At 70.5% G+C, this 16,282-nt stretch carries 13 protein-coding genes and 1 pseudogene; 9 read left to right on the top strand and 5 right to left on the bottom strand.

The window, feature by feature from the left end:
• Positions 1-4 precede the first annotated feature (4 nt).
• On the bottom strand, positions 5-220 hold the full coding sequence (locus M2271_RS31755) for a hypothetical protein (protein ID WP_280890847.1): 216 nt from the start codon (positions 218-220) through the stop codon (positions 5-7).
• Here M2271_RS31755 and M2271_RS31750 point away from each other — a divergent pair.
• Positions 219-1,718 (top strand): acyl-CoA synthetase, encoded by a 1,500-nt coding sequence (locus M2271_RS31750; RefSeq protein ID WP_280890846.1) that lies wholly within the window; start codon positions 219-221, stop codon positions 1,716-1,718. The two genes, M2271_RS31755 and M2271_RS31750, sit on opposite strands and share 2 nt — an antisense overlap.
• A gap of 274 nt (positions 1,719-1,992) precedes the next feature.
• On the opposite strand, the gene M2271_RS31745 is transcribed toward M2271_RS31750, so the two are convergent.
• Complete coding sequence (locus M2271_RS31745) at positions 1,993-3,909, bottom strand: sulfatase (RefSeq protein WP_280890845.1); 1,917 nt, start codon at positions 3,907-3,909, stop codon at positions 1,993-1,995.
• Between the two features lie 116 nt (positions 3,910-4,025).
• On the bottom strand, positions 4,026-5,645 hold the full coding sequence (locus tag M2271_RS31740) for an acyl-CoA synthetase (RefSeq protein ID WP_280890844.1): 1,620 nt from the start codon (positions 5,643-5,645) through the stop codon (positions 4,026-4,028).
• A 181-nt stretch (positions 5,646-5,826) separates the two neighbouring features.
• Here M2271_RS31740 and M2271_RS31735 point away from each other — a divergent pair, with 181 nt between their 5' ends.
• From M2271_RS31735 to M2271_RS31700, 7 genes and pseudogenes are all read left to right on the top strand, one after another.
• Positions 5,827-6,627 carry a crotonase/enoyl-CoA hydratase family protein gene (locus M2271_RS31735; RefSeq protein WP_280890843.1) on the top strand — a complete coding sequence of 267 codons (801 nt, stop codon included), beginning with the start codon at positions 5,827-5,829 and terminating at the stop codon, positions 6,625-6,627.
• 48 nt (positions 6,628-6,675) lie between these two features.
• On the top strand, positions 6,676-7,674 hold the full coding sequence (locus M2271_RS31730; protein ID WP_280890842.1) for an OB-fold nucleic acid binding domain-containing protein: 999 nt from the start codon (positions 6,676-6,678) through the stop codon (positions 7,672-7,674).
• Positions 7,671-8,720 carry a thiolase domain-containing protein gene (locus M2271_RS31725; protein WP_280890841.1) on the top strand — a complete coding sequence of 350 codons (1,050 nt, stop codon included), beginning with the start codon at positions 7,671-7,673 and terminating at the stop codon, positions 8,718-8,720. The genes M2271_RS31730 and M2271_RS31725 overlap by 4 nt, the downstream gene beginning before the upstream one ends.
• Positions 8,717-9,883: a thiolase domain-containing protein gene (locus tag M2271_RS31720; RefSeq protein ID WP_280890840.1), complete on the top strand. Its 1,167-nt coding sequence runs from the start codon at positions 8,717-8,719 to the stop codon at positions 9,881-9,883. The genes M2271_RS31725 and M2271_RS31720 overlap by 4 nt, the downstream gene beginning before the upstream one ends.
• An 83-nt stretch (positions 9,884-9,966) precedes the next feature.
• Positions 9,967-10,209 carry a DUF397 domain-containing protein gene (locus M2271_RS31715; protein WP_280890839.1) on the top strand — a complete coding sequence of 81 codons (243 nt, stop codon included), beginning with the start codon at positions 9,967-9,969 and terminating at the stop codon, positions 10,207-10,209.
• A gap of 242 nt (positions 10,210-10,451) precedes the next feature.
• Positions 10,452-10,574, top strand: a pseudogene (locus M2271_RS31705) (CGNR zinc finger domain-containing protein); the annotation flags it as partial.
• Between the two features lie 46 nt (positions 10,575-10,620).
• On the top strand, positions 10,621-11,118 hold the full coding sequence (locus tag M2271_RS31700) for a hypothetical protein (RefSeq protein ID WP_280890904.1): 498 nt from the start codon (positions 10,621-10,623) through the stop codon (positions 11,116-11,118).
• Between the two features lie 7 nt (positions 11,119-11,125).
• Here M2271_RS31700 and M2271_RS31695 read toward each other — a convergent pair whose 3' ends face one another.
• Positions 11,126-13,102 (bottom strand): N-acetylmuramoyl-L-alanine amidase, encoded by a 1,977-nt coding sequence (locus tag M2271_RS31695; RefSeq protein ID WP_280890838.1) that lies wholly within the window; start codon positions 13,100-13,102, stop codon positions 11,126-11,128.
• 268 nt (positions 13,103-13,370) lie between these two features.
• The gene (locus M2271_RS31690) at positions 13,371-14,507 is read right to left on the bottom strand and encodes an aminoglycoside phosphotransferase family protein (RefSeq protein ID WP_280890837.1); all 1,137 of its coding nucleotides are present in this window, start codon (positions 14,505-14,507) and stop codon (positions 13,371-13,373) included.
• Positions 14,508-14,752: 245 nt separating this feature from the next.
• On the opposite strand from M2271_RS31690, the gene M2271_RS31685 reads away from it, so the two are divergent.
• Positions 14,753-16,246, top strand: a complete 1,494-nt coding sequence (locus M2271_RS31685) for a hypothetical protein (RefSeq protein ID WP_280890836.1) — start codon at positions 14,753-14,755, stop codon at positions 16,244-16,246.
• Positions 16,247-16,282: the final 36 nt, after the last annotated feature.

Below are 16,282 nucleotides of genomic sequence, written 5' to 3'. Positions count from 1 at the left end.
GTCGTCACGCGTGTCCCGTCGCGGGCGTCACCGGAGCCATCGGCCGGGCCCGTACGGGTACGACGAACTGGTGCTCCGCAGGCCGCGAGCCGGGCCGGCAGCCGAGCTGGGAGCGATCGCCGGCCGCCCGTGGTTCGGCGCCCGCCTCCGCGAGGACCGTGGTGAAACCCAGGGCGTTCGCTTGACCTGCCTGCGTGCCGGGCCGAAGATCATGTGTCATGACGCCAGGACACGGCAGCACGGTCGACGGGGTGCTGCGTCGCAGCGCCCGGCGCACTCCGGCACGGGTGGCGGTGGAGTACGCCGATCGCGCCTGGACGTACGACGAACTCGACGAGGCCGTCTCCCGGGCGGCGAGCGTCCTGCTCGACCAGGGGCTCGCCCCCGGCGACCGGGTCGGCGCGTACGGCCACAACTCGGACGCCTATCTGATCGGCTTCCTCGCCTGCGCCCGGGCGGGCCTGGTGCATGTGCCGGTCAACCAGAACCTGACCGGCGACGACCTCGCGTACATCGTCGGCCAGTCCGGCAGTTCCCTGGTCCTCGCGGATCCGGACCTCGCCGGTCGGCTCCCCGGCGGCGTCCGCACGTTGCCCCTGCGCGACGCCGACGACTCGCTGCTGACACTTCTGGCCTCGACGCCGGCGTACGACGGGCCGGAGTCGCGCGGCGAGGACCTGGTGCAGCTGCTGTACACCTCCGGGACGACGGCCCTGCCGAAGGGCGCGATGATGACCCACCGCGCCCTGGTGCACGAGTACCTGAGCGCGATCACCGCCCTCGACCTCAGCGCGGGCGACCGTCCGGTGCACTCGCTGCCGCTGTACCACTCGGCGCAGATGCATGTGTTCCTGCTGCCGTACCTCGCGGTCGGCGCCACGAACATCATCCTCGACGTCCCGGACGGTGACCGGCTCTTCGACCTGATCGAGGACGGCCGTGCGGACAGCCTGTTCGCACCTCCCACGGTGTGGATCGCGCTGGCGAATCGTGGGGACTTTCCGTCCCGTGACCTGAGTGGACTGCGCAAGGCGTACTACGGCGCGTCGATCATGCCGGTGCCCGTCCTGGAACGCCTGCGCGAACGGCTCCCGAAGCTGGCCTTCTACAACTGCTTCGGCCAGAGCGAGATCGGCCCGCTGGCCACCGTCCTCGCCCCCGACGAGCACAAGGGCCGGATGGACTCCTGCGGCCGGCCCGTCCTCTTCGTGGACGCACGGGTGGTCGACGAGGACGGCAATGACGTTCCCGACGGCACCTCCGGCGAAATCGTCTACCGCTCCCCGCAGCTGTGCGAGGGCTACTGGGACAAGCCCGAGGAGACCGCCGAGGCCTTCCGCGACGGCTGGTTCCACTCCGGCGACCTCGCGGTGCGCGACGCCCACGGCTTCTTCACCATCGTCGACCGGGTGAAGGACGTCATCAACTCCGGTGGTGTACTGGTCGCTTCACGCCAGGTCGAGGACGCCCTGTACTCCCACGAGTCCGTCGCCGAGGTCGCCGTGATCGGCCTCCCCGACGACCGCTGGATCGAGGCGGTCACCGCGGTCGTCGTCCCGCGCGGCGAGGTCACGGAAGAGGACCTCATCGCCCACGCCCGCGAGAAACTCGCCCCCTTCAAGGCGCCCAAGCGGATCGTGTTCGTGGACGAGCTGCCGCGCAACGCGAGCGGAAAGATCCTCAAACGGGAGCTCAGGGACCGGTTTTCCGGCAGCTGATGCCGCGACAAGCGGCAGAATCAGCCCAGTAGCTCCGCCCCGCGCGTCATGCCCACCGCTCCCTCGCCTGTCCCACCTGTCACGGCAATCCGGGTGACCGATCATTCGGTCGAGTTGCTGTAGATCAGTGATCCGGGGGCTCCTCGCCCAGGCAAGGGGACGGCCCGGCATTTCTTCGAGGAACTTTGTTCCGGCGAGACATCGGCGAACAGCGGAACGCCCCCGGTCCGGTGTGGTGGGACCACATGGGGGGCGTTCCTGGGGGCGTGAGCCCTTACTTGGAGTACGCGGTCATGAAGCGGTCGCGGAACGTGTCCATGCCCCACTCCGGTGCCTTCGCCGCGGGCTTCAGGCCGTCGGTCCAGCCCCAGTCGGAGATCCGGTCGAGCACCTTCTGGTCGTGGGCGACGATCGTGATCGGCACGTCCTTGCTGGTGCTGCCCGCGGTGACGGTCGGAACCGGCTGGTGGTCGCCGAGAAACACGAGGACCGTGTTCTTGTCGCCGTAGCGCTGGACCCACTCGGTCAGGCTGCGCACGGAGTACTCGACGGCGCGCCGGTACTCCGTGCGCACGCTCTCCGGGTTCTTCCAGACCTCTGTGGGGTTCTTGCCCTCCTTCTTGATCTGGTGGAAGACCGAGCCGTCGCCGAGCTTGTCCCAGTCGATCATGCGGGCGATGGGCGACCAGGGATTGTGGCTGGACGCCAGGATGATCTCCGCCATGATCGGGTCGCGGTTCTTCTTGCCGTGCTCCAGGCGTTCGAAGGACTCCATGCTGAACTGATCCGGCACGGGCGTCCAGCTGAAGTACGGGCCCTGGTAGCCGAGGTGTGTGGAGTCGTAGATGTGGTCGAGACCGAAGTACTTGCCCTCGGGCCAGGCCTTGCGTACACCGGGGACGATGCCGACGGTGCGCCAGGCACCGGTCTTCTGGAAGTAGCTGGTGAGGGTCGCGCGGTCGCCGGTGGTCAGTGCCCGGTACCGCTGCTGGTTCTTGACCCACAGGCCGGACAGGAACGTCGAGTGGGCGAGCCAGCTGCCGGCGCCCGCCACCGGCGACCTGAGCCAGGCGCTGCGCGACGCGAAGCCGGCCGCCTTGAGCCGGTTCGTGCCCTCCTTCAGGGTCGCGTCCATCTTCGGCGCCATCGCCGGGTCGTCGAGGGCGACACGGCCGTAGCTCTCCACGAAGGTGAACAGGACGTCCTTGCCGCGCAGCCCGGTCAGCAGTTGGTCCGGCGGGGTGGCGGCGAAGGCGTCGACCCTGGCCTGCTTCTCGAAGACCTTGGCGTCGCCCAGGCCGTTGCGCACGTTCTGCACACGGTTGGCGAGGAACTCGGTGTTGCCCTTGGTCGCGATCGTGACTCCGCCGACCTGCACGCCCAGCGTGAAGCAGGTGACCCACGCGGTGCCGAGGACGAGGATGGTGGGGACGGCCGCCTCACGGTGCCGGGCCATGACGTTCGTCAGCCGCACCACCGCGAGCGTGCTCAGTGTGAGGACGGCGATCAGCAGGACGATCGCCCCGACTACCGCGACCACCTCGCCCGAGCGGCCGAACGAGTCCCTGACGAAGTCCGCGGCGTCGTTCAGCAGGATCCAGTCGAAGACGAGGTCGAACGGTCGGGCCAGGAACTGCTGGAAGCCCATGTCCAGGAACTTCAGGACGGTGAACAGCCCGAGGAAGACGCCTGAGACGACGGCTGTGATCCGCCGCGGCTTCCCCGGGAGCGCGAGCAGCAGACACGCCAGGACGATCCCCTCGACCGGCATGCGGAGGAAGGAGAGCAGCGAGATCCGGTCGAGCCGGTTGGGCATGAGCAGCGTGGCGAGCACCACCGCACCGGCCAGCACGCTCGTTCCTACGGCCACACGGCGAGCGGCGCCGGGATAGCGGCGGCGCCATCCGAACCAGCCGGGTTTCAGGGAGCCAGGGGACTCGCCGGGGTCGGGCCGGTCTTGGGCCGCCGCTTCCGCGGGCTCGTCGGCGGTGTCGTCCGACTCCTCCGGCGCGGCTGTTTTCGTCTCTACGGCCGTCTCTACGGCCGTCTCCTGCGCCGTGTCGGCGTCCCCGCACCCCTCACCAGCCGCATCGTCCTCTCTCGTCCCATCAGTCGCAGGGGTGTTGTCGCCGTCCGGTACCCCCTCACCCTCGGCGTCGGGCAGGTGACGAGAGCGAGTGAAGAGAGACACCCGGAGGTCCTTCCGTACGGACGTGCGATGGCATGGCGAACAGGGCCCGAAGGCCCAGCCTGCCACCACCAGTACGTCTGTACGTCACCTTCGGTTCAAGCCAACGGGACTGAATTTCATCCGTCGGCTGACGCCGCCACCTCCCGGGCCCAGCGGTAGTCCGCCTTGCCGCTCGGTGACCGCCGGAGCGCCTCAGTGATCACCAGTCGGCGCGGGATCTTGTAACCGGCGAGCCGGGCACGGCAGTGTGCCTGGACGTCCGCCAGGGACAGCCGCGCCGCGCCCGCGCGCAACTGCACCACGGCCGCCACATGGTGACCCCACTTCGCGTCCGGCACACCGGCCACCAGGGCGTCGTACACGTCCGGATGGGACTTGAGCGCCTGCTCGACCTCCTCCGGGTACACCTTTTCCCCGCCTGTGTTGATGCACTGCGAGCCCCGCCCGAGAACGGTGACCACGCCCTCCTCGTCGACGGTGGCCATGTCCCCGAGCAGCACCCACCGCTCGCCGTCCTTCTCGAAGAAGGTCTCGGCGGTTTTGCGCGGGTCGTTGTAGTAGCCGAGCGGCACATGGCCGCACTGTGCGATCCGCCCCACCTCGCCGACGGCGACCGGCTCGTGCGTGGCCGGATCGACCACCTGTGTACGGGAGTTGACCCGGACGCGGAAGCCCCGCTCGGGTCCGGAGTCCGCCGTCGCCGTGCCGTTGAATCCCGACTCCGAGGAGCCGAAGTTGTTGAGCAGCATCACGTTCGGCACGAGCGCCTGGAACTGCCGGCGCACCGTGTCCGACATGATCGCCCCCGACGACGACACGCTGAACAGCGACGACATGTCGGTGCCCTGCATCGGCCCTTCGAGCGCGTCGATCAGTGGACGCAGCATCGCGTCCCCCACCAGCGACATGCTGGTGACCTTCTCCTTCTCGATCGTCCGCAGAACTTCCACCGGCACGAACTTGCGGTGCAGTACGACCCGTTGGCCGAAGTTGAACCCGATGAGGGCCGTCAGGGTGGAGGTGCCGTGCATCAGCGGGGGAGCGGGGAAGAAGGTGATTCCCGCACCGCCGGCCGCGACCCGCTCGGCCAGTTCCTCCGGCTTCTTCACCGGCTCCCCGGTCGGCGCGCCGCCGCCGAGTCCCGAGAAGAACAGGTTTTCCTGACGCCACATCACGCCCTTGGGCATTCCGGTCGTGCCACCGGTGTAGATGATGAACTGGTCGTCTCCGGAACGGGGCGCGAACCCGCCCTCCGGCGACCCCCCGGCCTCGGCGTCCGCGAAGGCGACGGCCGCCACCTCGGCCGCCCCCGGCGCCGGCTCCCCGACCCGCACCAGGTGCCGCAGGGCCTCCGTGTGCGGCAGCGCCGCCGCCACCAGGTCCGAGAACTCCGCGTCGAAGACCAGACCCGCCAGATCGGCGTCCCGGTAGAGGTAGACCAACTCCTCTTCCACGTAACGGTAGTTGACGTTGACCGGGACGATCCGCGCCTTCAGGCAGCCGAGCAGGGTCTGGAGGTACTCGACCCCGTTGTAGAGGTGCAGCCCGACGTGCTCGCCCGGGCGCACTCCCCGGTCGAGGAGGTGGTGGCCGACGCGGTTGGCGGCCGCGTCCAGCTCCGTGTACGTCAGACGGCGCTCCGCGCCCGTGCCGGGATGGTCGATGTACACGAGCGCCGCGCGGTCCGGGACCACGTCGACGACCGACTCGAACAGGTCGGCAATGTTGTACTCCACCGTTCCTCCTGACCTCGGGCAGGGGCCCTGGCTCCGCCACGGTTCGCCGGTCATTCGAGCAAAGGGCGCCGCAACTGTGAAGGGCCAACGACGAAGAAATCTGACTGACTGTCAGAAAACTCTTGAAGTGCCCGGGCACCTCCTGCAACCTGTTCTCGTTCTGTCAGAGGGGAGATGGCCCATGGCTGGGACGGAACACCTCATCGTGCGACGCGAGGGCGCCACACTGGTGCTCACGCTCAACAGGCCCGACGCCAAGAACGCGCTCTCGCTGTCCATGCTGGTCGGTCTGTACGACGGCTGGATCGAGGCCGACGCGGACGACGGCATCCGCTCGATCGTGCTCACCGGCGCCGGCGGCGCCTTCTGTGCGGGCATGGATCTCAAGGCCCTCGCCGGAAAGGGCATGGCGGGGGAGCATCTCCGGGACCGCCTCAAGGCCGATCCGGACCTGCACTGGAAGGCGATGCTGCGCCACCATCGCCCACGTAAACCGGTGATCGCCGCCGTGGAGGGGTACTGCGTCGCCGGCGGCACCGAGATCCTCCAGGGCACCGACGTCCGCGTCGCGGGCGAGTCCGCGACCTTCGGCCTGTTCGAGGTCAGGCGCGGCCTCTTCCCGATCGGCGGCTCCACGGTCCGGCTGCAACGGCAGATCCCCCGCACCCACGCCCTGGAGATGCTGCTCACCGGCCGCCCGTACAGCGCCCGCGAGGCCGCCGACATCGGCCTGATCGGGCATGTCGTCCCTGACGGCACCGTGCTCGACAAGGCCCTGGAGATCGCCGAACAGATCAACGCCTGCGGCCCGCTCGCCGTCGAGGCCGTCAAGGCATCGGTGTACGAGACCGCAGAGCTGACCGAGGCCGACGGGCTCGCCGCCGAACTCAAGCGCGGCTGGCCCATCTTCGACACCGCCGACGCCAAGGAGGGCGCCCGCGCCTTCGCGGAGAAACGGCCCCCCGAGTACAAGCGCGCCTGAGCCTCCCTCGGACCGCGCCCGACCCTCCCTCGGAAGGAGACATCCGGGATGCCCGAAGTCCTCGAAGCGCCGCTCGTCGTCGAGTTCCCCTTCACCCGCTCCCTCGGCCCCGTCCAGAGCGCCTTCCTCACCGGCCTGCGTGAACGTGTCGTCCTCGGCGTACGCACCGGCGACGGCCGCGTCCTCGTCCCGCCCGTCGAGTACGACCCCGTCACCGCCGAGGAGATCCGCGACCTCGTCGAGATCGCCCCCACCGGCACGGTCACCACCTGGGCCTGGAACCACGCCCCCCGCCGTGGTCAACCTCTGTCCACCCCGTTCGCGTGGGTGCTGGTCCGCCTCGACGGCGCCGACACCGCCCTCCTGCACGCCCTCGACGCCCCCGGCCCCGACGCCATGCACACCGGCATGCGCGTCCGCGTCCGCTGGGCCGGTGAACGCTCCGGCGCCATCACCGACATCGCCTGCTTCGAGCCGTACGACGGCGGAGAACCGTACGACGGCGAAGCGCAGCACGACGGCGAAGCGCAACATGACGGCGTTCAGCAGCCCGAACCAGCGGCTCACACCGGCGAGTTCGCGGACCCGGTCACCGGCATCGTCGCCCCCGCCCGCCTCGACTACACCTACTCGCCCGGCCGCGCCCAGTCCGCCTACATCCACGCCCTCGGCGACCGTCGCATGGTCGCTGAGCGCTGCCCGTCCTGCCGCAAGGTGTACGTCCCACCGAGGGGTGCGTGCCCCACCTGTGGTGTGGCCACATCCGAACAGGTGGAAGTGGGTCCGCGGGGCACGGTCACCACCTTCTGCATCGTCAACATCAAGGCGAAGAACCTCGACATCGAAGTGCCGTACGTCTACGCCCACATCGCCCTCGACGGCGCCGACCTCGCGCTGCACGGCCGGATCGGCGGCATCCCCTACGACCAGGTGCGGATGGGCATGCGCGTCGAGGCCGTCTGGACGGAAGGCTCCCGCTACCCCGACCACTACCGGCCGGCCGACGAACCCGACGCGGCGTACGACACCTACAAGGAGCTGCTGTGACACGAGAGATCGCGGTGGTCGCCTTCGCGCAGACCGACCACCGCCGCACCTCCCAGGAGTTCTCCGAGGTCGAGATGCTGATGCCGGTCCTGCACGACGTCCTCGCGCAGACCGGTCTGAAGACCGCCGACATCGGCTTCACCTGCTCCGGCTCCAGCGACTACCTCGCCGGCCGGGCCTTCTCCTTCACCCTCGCCCTCGACGGCGTCGGCGCCTGGCCCCCCATCTCCGAGTCGCACGTCGAGATGGACGGCGCATGGGCCCTGTACGAGGCATGGACGAAGTTGCTCACCGGCGACGCGGACACCGCGCTCGTCTACTCCTACGGCAAGTCGTCACCCGGCTCCGTACGGGACGTCCTGACCCGGCAGCTCGACCCGTACTACGTGGCCCCCCTGTGGCCCGACTCGGTCGCCCTCGCCGCCCTTCAGGCCCAGGCGCTCATCGACGCGGGCGACACGGACGAGCCCGCGCTCGCCGCCGTCGCCGCGCGCAGCCGGACGGACGCGACCACCAACTCCCATGCCCAGCTGCGGGGTTCGGTGCCGCAGGGGGAGTACCTCGTACGTCCGCTGCGTACCGGCGACTGCCCGCCCATCGGAGACGGGGCCGCCGCCGTCATCCTCGCCGCCGGGGACCGGGCCCGGGAGCTGTGCGCCCGGCCCGCCTGGATCCGCGGCATCGATCACCGCATCGAGGCCCACAGCCTGGGCGTGCGCGATCTGACCGACTCGCCGTCCACCCGGCGGGCCGCCGAGAAGGCCGGCGCCTTCGAAAGGCCCGTCGACACCGCCGAGTTGCACGCGCCCTTCACCTCGCAGGAGGTCGTCCTGCGCAAGGCACTCCGGCTGGACGACGACGTACGCGTCAACCCGTCCGGGGGAGCGCTCGCCGCCCATCCCGTCATGGCCGCCGGACTCCTCCGTATCGGCGAGGCCGCCGCCCGGATCCACCGCGGAGAGTCCGACCGGGCCCTCGGGCACGCCACGTCCGGCCCCTGTCTGCAACAGAACCTGGTCGCCGTACTCGAAGGGGATCCGCGATGAGCAAGGAGCCCGTGGCCGTCGTAGGCATCGGTCAGACCAAGCACGTGGCGGCACGCCGGGACGTGTCGATCGCCGGGCTGGTCCGGGAGGCCGCCCGGCGCGCCCTCGACGACGCCGAGCTGACGTGGGCGGACGTCGACGCCGTGGTCATCGGCAAGGCCCCCGACTTCTTCGAGGGGGTGATGATGCCGGAGCTGTACCTCGCCGACGCGCTCGGCGCGGTGGGCAAGCCCATGCTGCGGGTCCACACGGCCGGATCCGTCGGCGGCTCCACCACGCTGGTCGCCGCGGGCCTGGTCGCGGCCCGCGTCCACGGCACGGTGCTCACGCTGGCCTTCGAAAAACAGTCCGAGTCGAACGCCATGTGGGGCCTGTCCCTGCCCATTCCCTTCCAGCAGCCCCTCCTCGCCGGCGCCGGCGGCTTCTTCGCACCCCACGTGCGCGCGTACATGCGGCGCAGCGGCGCGCCAGACACGGTCGGCTCGCTGGTCGCCTACAAGGACCGGCGCAACGCGCTGAAGAACCCGTACGCGCACCTCCACGAGCACGACATCACTCTGGAGAAGGTCCAGACCTCGCCCATGCTCTGGGACCCGATCCGGTACTCGGAGACCTGCCCCTCCTCCGACGGGGCCTGCGCGATGATCCTCACCGACCGCGCCGGCGCCGCCCGCGCGCCCCGCCCCCCGGCCTGGATGCACGGCGGCGCGATGCGCAGCGAACCCACCCTCTTCGCCGGCAAGGACGCGGTGTCGCCGCAGGCCGGCAAGGACTGCGCGGCCGACGTCTACCGGCAGGCCGGGATCACCGACCCGCGCCGGGAGATCGACGCCGTCGAGATGTACGTGCCGTTCTCCTGGTACGAGCCCATGTGGCTGGAGAACCTCGGCTTCGCCGACGAGGGCGAGGGCTGGAAACTCACCGAGTCCGGGGTGACCGAGCTCGACGGGGACCTGCCCGTCAACATGTCGGGCGGAGTCCTGTCGACCAATCCCATCGGCGCCTCCGGCATGATCCGCTTCGCCGAGGCGGCCCTCCAGGTGCGCGGACAGGCCGGGGAACACCAGGTGGAGAGGGCTCGCCGGGTACTGGGGCACGCCTACGGCGGCGGATCCCAGTTCTTCTCGATGTGGCTCGTGGGGGCCCGGCCGCCCGACTCCTGAAAGGTCCTACTCGCGTGGCCTGTCGGCGCCAGGAACCGATCGCTAGGCTGGCCGCGGACGACGCAATCGGGAGGAGCACGGACGTGGCCGAGACCACCATCCAGCAGCAGCCGCTCATGGGCAGGGACAAGCCCGAGCTGGACCTCAGCAACGCCGACTGGCACTCCAGCAGCCGTGGCCTGGGGGATGTCCAGATCGCCTTTGTCGAGGGATTCATCGCGATGCGCAACAGCGGCCGCCCGGAGAGCCCCTCCCTGATCTTCACACCAGCGGAGTGGGGCGCGTTCGTGTCGGGAGCGCGGGAAGGGGAGTTCGACCTCACCTGAGACGCCGGGCCGATCCGGCGGTGTTCCCCGCGGGTTCCCGGACAGGCGACCTTCAGGAAATTCGTGCGCGCCCCGGACCGGGCCCTCGACGCCGCCCGTCGGCGCGGGGCGCCGTTGCGGGTGTTCCCTGTGCGACAGTACGCCGCCTGGACGCAGGCCGACGGGTCGGCCGCCGGACCGCCCGCAGCGGTGGACGACCCGGTACTCGACCAGGTGCGCACGCGTCGAGAAGGCCGGGCCGCCACGCGCCGCGCTGTGTGCGGTACTTCCTCAAGGAACCCCCGCGTCAGGAGTGGTGCGAGCCGTCCTGCGGCAACGGGGCAAGGGCGGCCAGCCATCACGAACGCCCTCGCGCGAGCGCATAGCGCCGCCCGGACATCACGGACCCCCGCGGCCACGTACCATGGCGACATGTCGTTCCTCCGCCGCCGCAGCGCCACTCCCGCCGGGCCCGATTTCGATGTCCTGGCCATGGACCCGAGCGACTGGCCCGGCAATCTGAGCGCCGGCCTGCTGCCCGCCCCCGACGGCAGCTGCCAGGGCCTGTACCTGAGGTACGACCTGTTCGGCGGCCGTGGCCCCGCGATGATCATCGGCAATCTGCCGGAGGGCTCACCGGCCCGCGACGTCGCCGAGGGCGAGATCCCCTTCGAGGTCGGACAGCTCCTGCTGGCCCTGGAGAACGAAGAGGAGGTGACCGTCGTCGGCGTGGAGGACATGCCGGTGATGCAGGGCGACGGCCTCCTGGTCGTGCGACGGCTGAAGCTCTCCGAGAGCCGGATCTCCTGCGTGCAGTTCGACCGCAGCGACCAGGTCCTGGTGACCGTCGCCGCCTGGGACCGCCCCATCACCGACGACCTCTATGCCCTGCTGAAGCCGCTCCCGGCGGAGCTTTTCCAGCAGGGCTGAGGCGCGGCTACCCGGCGGACGGCTCCATCAGCACGTCGGCGGCCCGTACGAACGCCACCCGGTGGCCGAACTGGATCTCGTAGTAGAGGTCCTTGCCGATCACGGCCCGGTGTGAGCCGGTGGTGAAGGTGACCGCGTAGTAGTACTCGCCCGGCAGTTCTTCGCCGACCACGTACTTCTGCCCCTTGAGCAGGGCGTACGGCAGTGGCGAGACCGCCTGCGCGGGCACTCCCGTCGGATACGCCGACGCCTCCGGGTAGGCCCGCCCGTACACCGGGACGCTCGTCAGCCCGGCCTTCGGCGTCACCACCCGGCCGCTCGCGGGCACCGAGGCCGGGTTCTTCTTCGGGTCCTTGAACCAGGCCTTCTGGCCCAGGTACCAGATCGCCGTCCAGTCGCCGTGCCGGTCGGCGACCGCGTACTGCTGACCGGTGGACACGCGCGAGGACAGGTCGTTCACGCCCGTGGTCGGGGCCGTGCCCAGGCCGGTGTCCTTGATCAGGGCGGACTTCTCGTCGTGGTCGGAGTAGAGCCTCACCTCGCTGGAGCCGTGGGTGGCGCACGGCTGGCCCGCGGTCGAGCAGCCCGTGTACGCGGGCTGGTTCGTGGCGTAGTCCGGGCGGATCGTCACCAGCCCGCCGTCCGTGCCGGGCTCGAAGGGGCGCCCGAGCAGTTCGAAGTAGTGCCGCCAGTCCCAGTACGGGCCCGGGTCGGTGTGCATGCCGGCGATGGTCGACGTGGTCGGGCCAGGCACGTTGCCGTGGCCGAGGATGTGCTGCCGGTCCAGCGGGATGCCGTACTTCTCGGCCAGGTACGACACGAGCCGTGCCGAGGACAGGTACATCGCCTCCGTGTACCAGGCGTCCGGGTCCACCAGGAAGCCCTCGTGCTCCAGACCGATCGACTTGGCGTTGACGTACCAGTTGCCCGAGTGCCAGGCCACGTCCTTCGCCTTCACATGCTGGGCGATGTGACCGTCCGTGGAGCGCAGGGTGTAGTTCCACGACACATAGGCCGGGTCCTGCACGAGGTTGAGGACTCCCGCCCAGGTGCCTTCCGTGTCGTGGATGACGATGTACCGGATGCTCTGGCCGGCCGGCCGGTCGCCCACGTCGTGGTTGCCGTAGTCCCCCTCGCCGAACTCCTTGTACGGAGCCGGGATCCACTCGCAGGACACCGTCTTCGGGCACTCGGTGCCGTCGGCCCGGAGGGTGCGCAGACCCCTGCGGGTGAGCTGCGCGGTGTCGGGGGCCAAGCCCGGCTGGGCGGCCAGGGTGATCCGCTGGCCGGCGTCGGTGGTGCGTTCCTCGCCGGTGCGCAGCACGTCGTACACGTCGTTCGCGTACGCGGTGGCCGTCGCGCTGTCGTCGGCGCCGGAGAACCGGGCCACCGCCCCGTACCAGTCCGCCGGATCCTCGCTCGGCGGTTCACCTAGGTCCCTCTGGGCGGCGGCGAGGAGGGCGGCACCGCCGGCCACGTTCGCGGCGGGCTCGGTGCGCAGCCGCTCGGCGGGCAGGCCGGTGAGCTCGGCCGCCCTGGGCAGCGTCGTGAGCCGGGCCGGGAGTGCGGAGCTCTCCGGGACCCTCGTCTTCGGGTGCAGCGGCGGGCGGGCGCTGTCGCCGCGCGCGTCCTCCGTGCCCTGGCTGTGGTGGGGCGGCGCGTCGGCGAGCGCGGTGCGGGCGTCGGTCAGGTGCATCGGGCCGTACCCGCCGGTCACGCTCGGCGCCCCGCCGTGCGTGTCCCAGCGGGACTGGAGGTAGGAGACGCCCAGCAGCACGCTCCGCGGCACGTGGTACTCGGCGGAAGCGGAGGCGAACGCCAGCTGGAGCCGGTGCGCGGACGTCTGTGCACCGGACGCCTGCGCACCGGACGGGGCGGCGCCGAGCAGGGGCAGGAGCAGCGACGCCGTGGCCAGGGCGCCTGTGGTCGTGCGGATACGTCTGGGCCCGGCGGTTCGGTCGCGGTCGGTGTCGGATCTTCGCAATGCAGCCTCCTGGGACGGACGGACGATGAGCCGTGCGGCGCCGGGCGTGCGTCAGTGGTACCGGCTTGCCGACGATCCGTCAATCATGCCCAGAGACAGGTGATTCCCCATGTCAATCAAGGTCCATGGGAGTTTCGTGGCGGAGGCTCCCGGGCCTGCGGGGCGTCAGTGGCGTACACCGACGGAGTGGGAAGACGCCCTTTTCGACGGGCCTGGACGGACGAAGGTCCGCGGTGCGCCCCCAGCGCACCGCGGACCTTCGTCCCCGTCAGCGAGTGCCGACCGCCGCGCGCACGGCCCTGCGGGCCAGCTGGCAGTCGTCGTGCAACCGCCTCAGCAGCAGCCGCTGTTCCTCGCCGGACGGCGCGGCACCGGGGTGGGCCGCTCCCGGCACCGGGGCCGTGTCGTGCATCGAACGCTGCACGGCCGTCTCATAGGTACGGATCTCACGGGTCAGGACGAGCATCAGATTCACCAGGAACGCGTCCCGTGAAGCCGGTCCCGCCGACTGGGCGATCTGGCTGATCTGCCGGCGGGCCACCGGGGCGTCCCCGAGGACCGCCCACAGCGTCGCCAGGTCGTAGCCCGGCAGGTACCAGCCCGCGTGCTCCCAGTCCACCAGCACGGGACCGGCCGGGGACAGAAGGATGTTCGACAGGAGCGCGTCGCCGTGGCAGAACTGGCCCATGCCCTGCCGGCCCGCGGACACCGCGATGCCGTGCAGCAGCTTCTGCAGGTCACCGAGGTCTCGGTCGGTGAGCAGCCCGAGCTCGTGGTATCGGTTGATCCGGGTCGCGTAGTCCAGCGGGGTGTCGAAGGTGCCGCTCGGCGGCCGCCACGCGTTCAGCCGGCAGACCGCGCCGAGCGCCGCCCTGATGTCCGCGCGGGGCGGCGCCTCCGCCGGGTGCCGGTGCAGTGCCGCCACCCGTCCGGGCATCCGCTCGATGACGAGGGTGCAGTTGTCCGGGTCCGCCGCGATCAGTCTCGGCACCCGCACCGGCGGCCGGTGCCGGACGAACGAGCGGTATGCGGCTATCTCGTGGCGGATCCGCTCGGCCCACGCGGGGGAGTGGTCCAGTAAACACTTGGCGACGGCGGTGCTGCGTCCTGTCGTGCCGATCAGGAGCACGGCGCGTCCGCTGCGGCGCAACACCTGCACCGGGGCGAACTCCGGGCAGATCCGGTGCACCGACGCGATCGCCGTACGCAGCTGGGCGCCCTGAGGGCCGGACAAGTCGAGTCTCCCGCTGAGCGGTTGGGTGCCGAGCCCCGGAACACGTCGCGTCCTGCCCGCACCGAGCACGGGGGCCGCCGGACGCGCGGGATCGAGGTAGGGGCCGCCGCCCGCAGGGCGGGGGTGCAGCGACCGGGGTGGGGCGGACACGGAGGACGATGCTGTGTACATGGGCGAAACAGATCCCTTCGTGTGCCTGCGACGACAGTGCGCTGCCCGGCCCGGTCCCTCGGATGCACCCTGGGGAATGCCTCCGTTGGTCCAAGAAGGTGACCGGGTCGGGGTGGCGCGTTCCTACCTGACACCCGTTGGTCACTGGCACACCATCTGGCGTGCCCTGGCGAACCCTGGCGAATAGTCGCCCGGCATGTCGCGCCGGGCTACTGTCAACTCAGCCGAGAACCTGGGGGCTTGATGTGAGTGGAGAACCCAACACGCGCCTGGCGGACCTGTTCGGCCTGACCGGCTGGTCCAAGGGTGAACTCGCGAGGCTGGTCAACAGGCAGGCGGCGGCCATGGGCCACCCCCAGCTGGCGACCGACACCTCCCGGGTGCGGCGGTGGATCGACACGGGAGAGATCCCGCGCGATCCGGTGCCGCGGGTGCTGGCGGCTCTGTTCACCGAGCGTCTCGGTCGTGTCGTGACCATCGAGGACCTCGGTCTGGTCCGGCACGGGCGTGCGGGGAAACGGCAGGGCGGCGGGAGTGCGGAACCTCCCGACGGCGTGCCGTGGGCGCCCGAGCGGACTGCTGCGGTCCTCACCGAATTCACGGGAGTGGACCTCATGCTCAACCGACGCGGCTTGGTGGGCGCGGGCGCCGCGCTCGCCGCGGGATCCGCACTCAGCAGCGCCATGTATGACTGGCTGCACACCGATCCGGCGCTGACCGCCGACGCTCCCCAGTTCGACGATCCCCTGCAGGTCGACCCCGCCGGGTTCGACCGCTACGAGGCCGCCCCCATCGGGTCGCAGGAGATCGAGGAACTGGAGCGCTCGGTCGAGGTGTTCCGGGCCTGGGACGCGGCCCGCGGCGGTGGGCTGCAGCGCAAGGCAGTCGTGGGCCAGCTCAACGAGGTGGGCGGCATGCTCGCCTACCGACACCCCGACCATCTGCAGCGGCGCCTGTGGGGCGTCGCCGCCAACCTCGCCGTCCTCGCGGGCTGGATGTCGCACGACGTCGGCCTGGAGCCCACGGCCCAGAAGTACTTCGTCATCGCCGCCCATGCCGCGAGAGAGGGCGGCGACCGGCCCCGCGCCGGGGAGGCGCTCTCCCGGGCGGCTCGCCAGATGGTGCACCTGGGCCGGCCCGACGACGCGCTCGACCTGATGAAGCTCGCCCGGTCCGGCTCCGGCGACGAGGTGCTGCCGCGGACCCGGGCCATGCTCCACACCGTCGAGGCCTGGGCCCAGGCCTCGATGGGCAAGGGCCAGGCCATGCGCCGCACGCTCGGCGAGGCGGAGGACCTCTTCGCCTCCGACCGGGGCGATGTGGCACCGCCGAGCTGGATGCAGACCTTCAAGGAGGAGGATCTGTACGGCATGCAGGCCCTGGCCTACCGCACTCTGGCGGAGTTCGAGCCCGGAGCGGCCGTGCACGCCCGGCACTACGCGGAGAAGGCCCTGGCCCTCAGGGTCGACGGACGGCAGCGGTCGAAGATCTTCGACTTTCTGTCGATGGCCTCGGCCTGTTTCATCGCCGACGACCCCGAACAGGCCGACCGGTACGCGCGGCTCGCCCTGGTGTCGATGGGTTCCAACTCCTCCCACCGCACCTGGGACCGACTGCGTCAGATGTACCGGCTCACCGCCGAGTACTCCGGGTATCCGAAGATCAACGAGCTGCGGGAGGAGATCAGGCTGGCACTGCCCAAGCCGAAGGGCAGGGGCCGCAACAGCACATCGACGTGAGGACGACCGTGTCGGTGTAGTGCTACGCCGGTGTGG

The organism is Streptomyces sp. LBL, from assembly GCF_029893585.1.
Lineage (GTDB): Bacteria > Actinomycetota > Actinomycetes > Streptomycetales > Streptomycetaceae > Streptomyces.
Note: the sequence above shows the minus strand (reverse complement) of the source record. Positions and strands in the feature narration are given on the sequence as shown.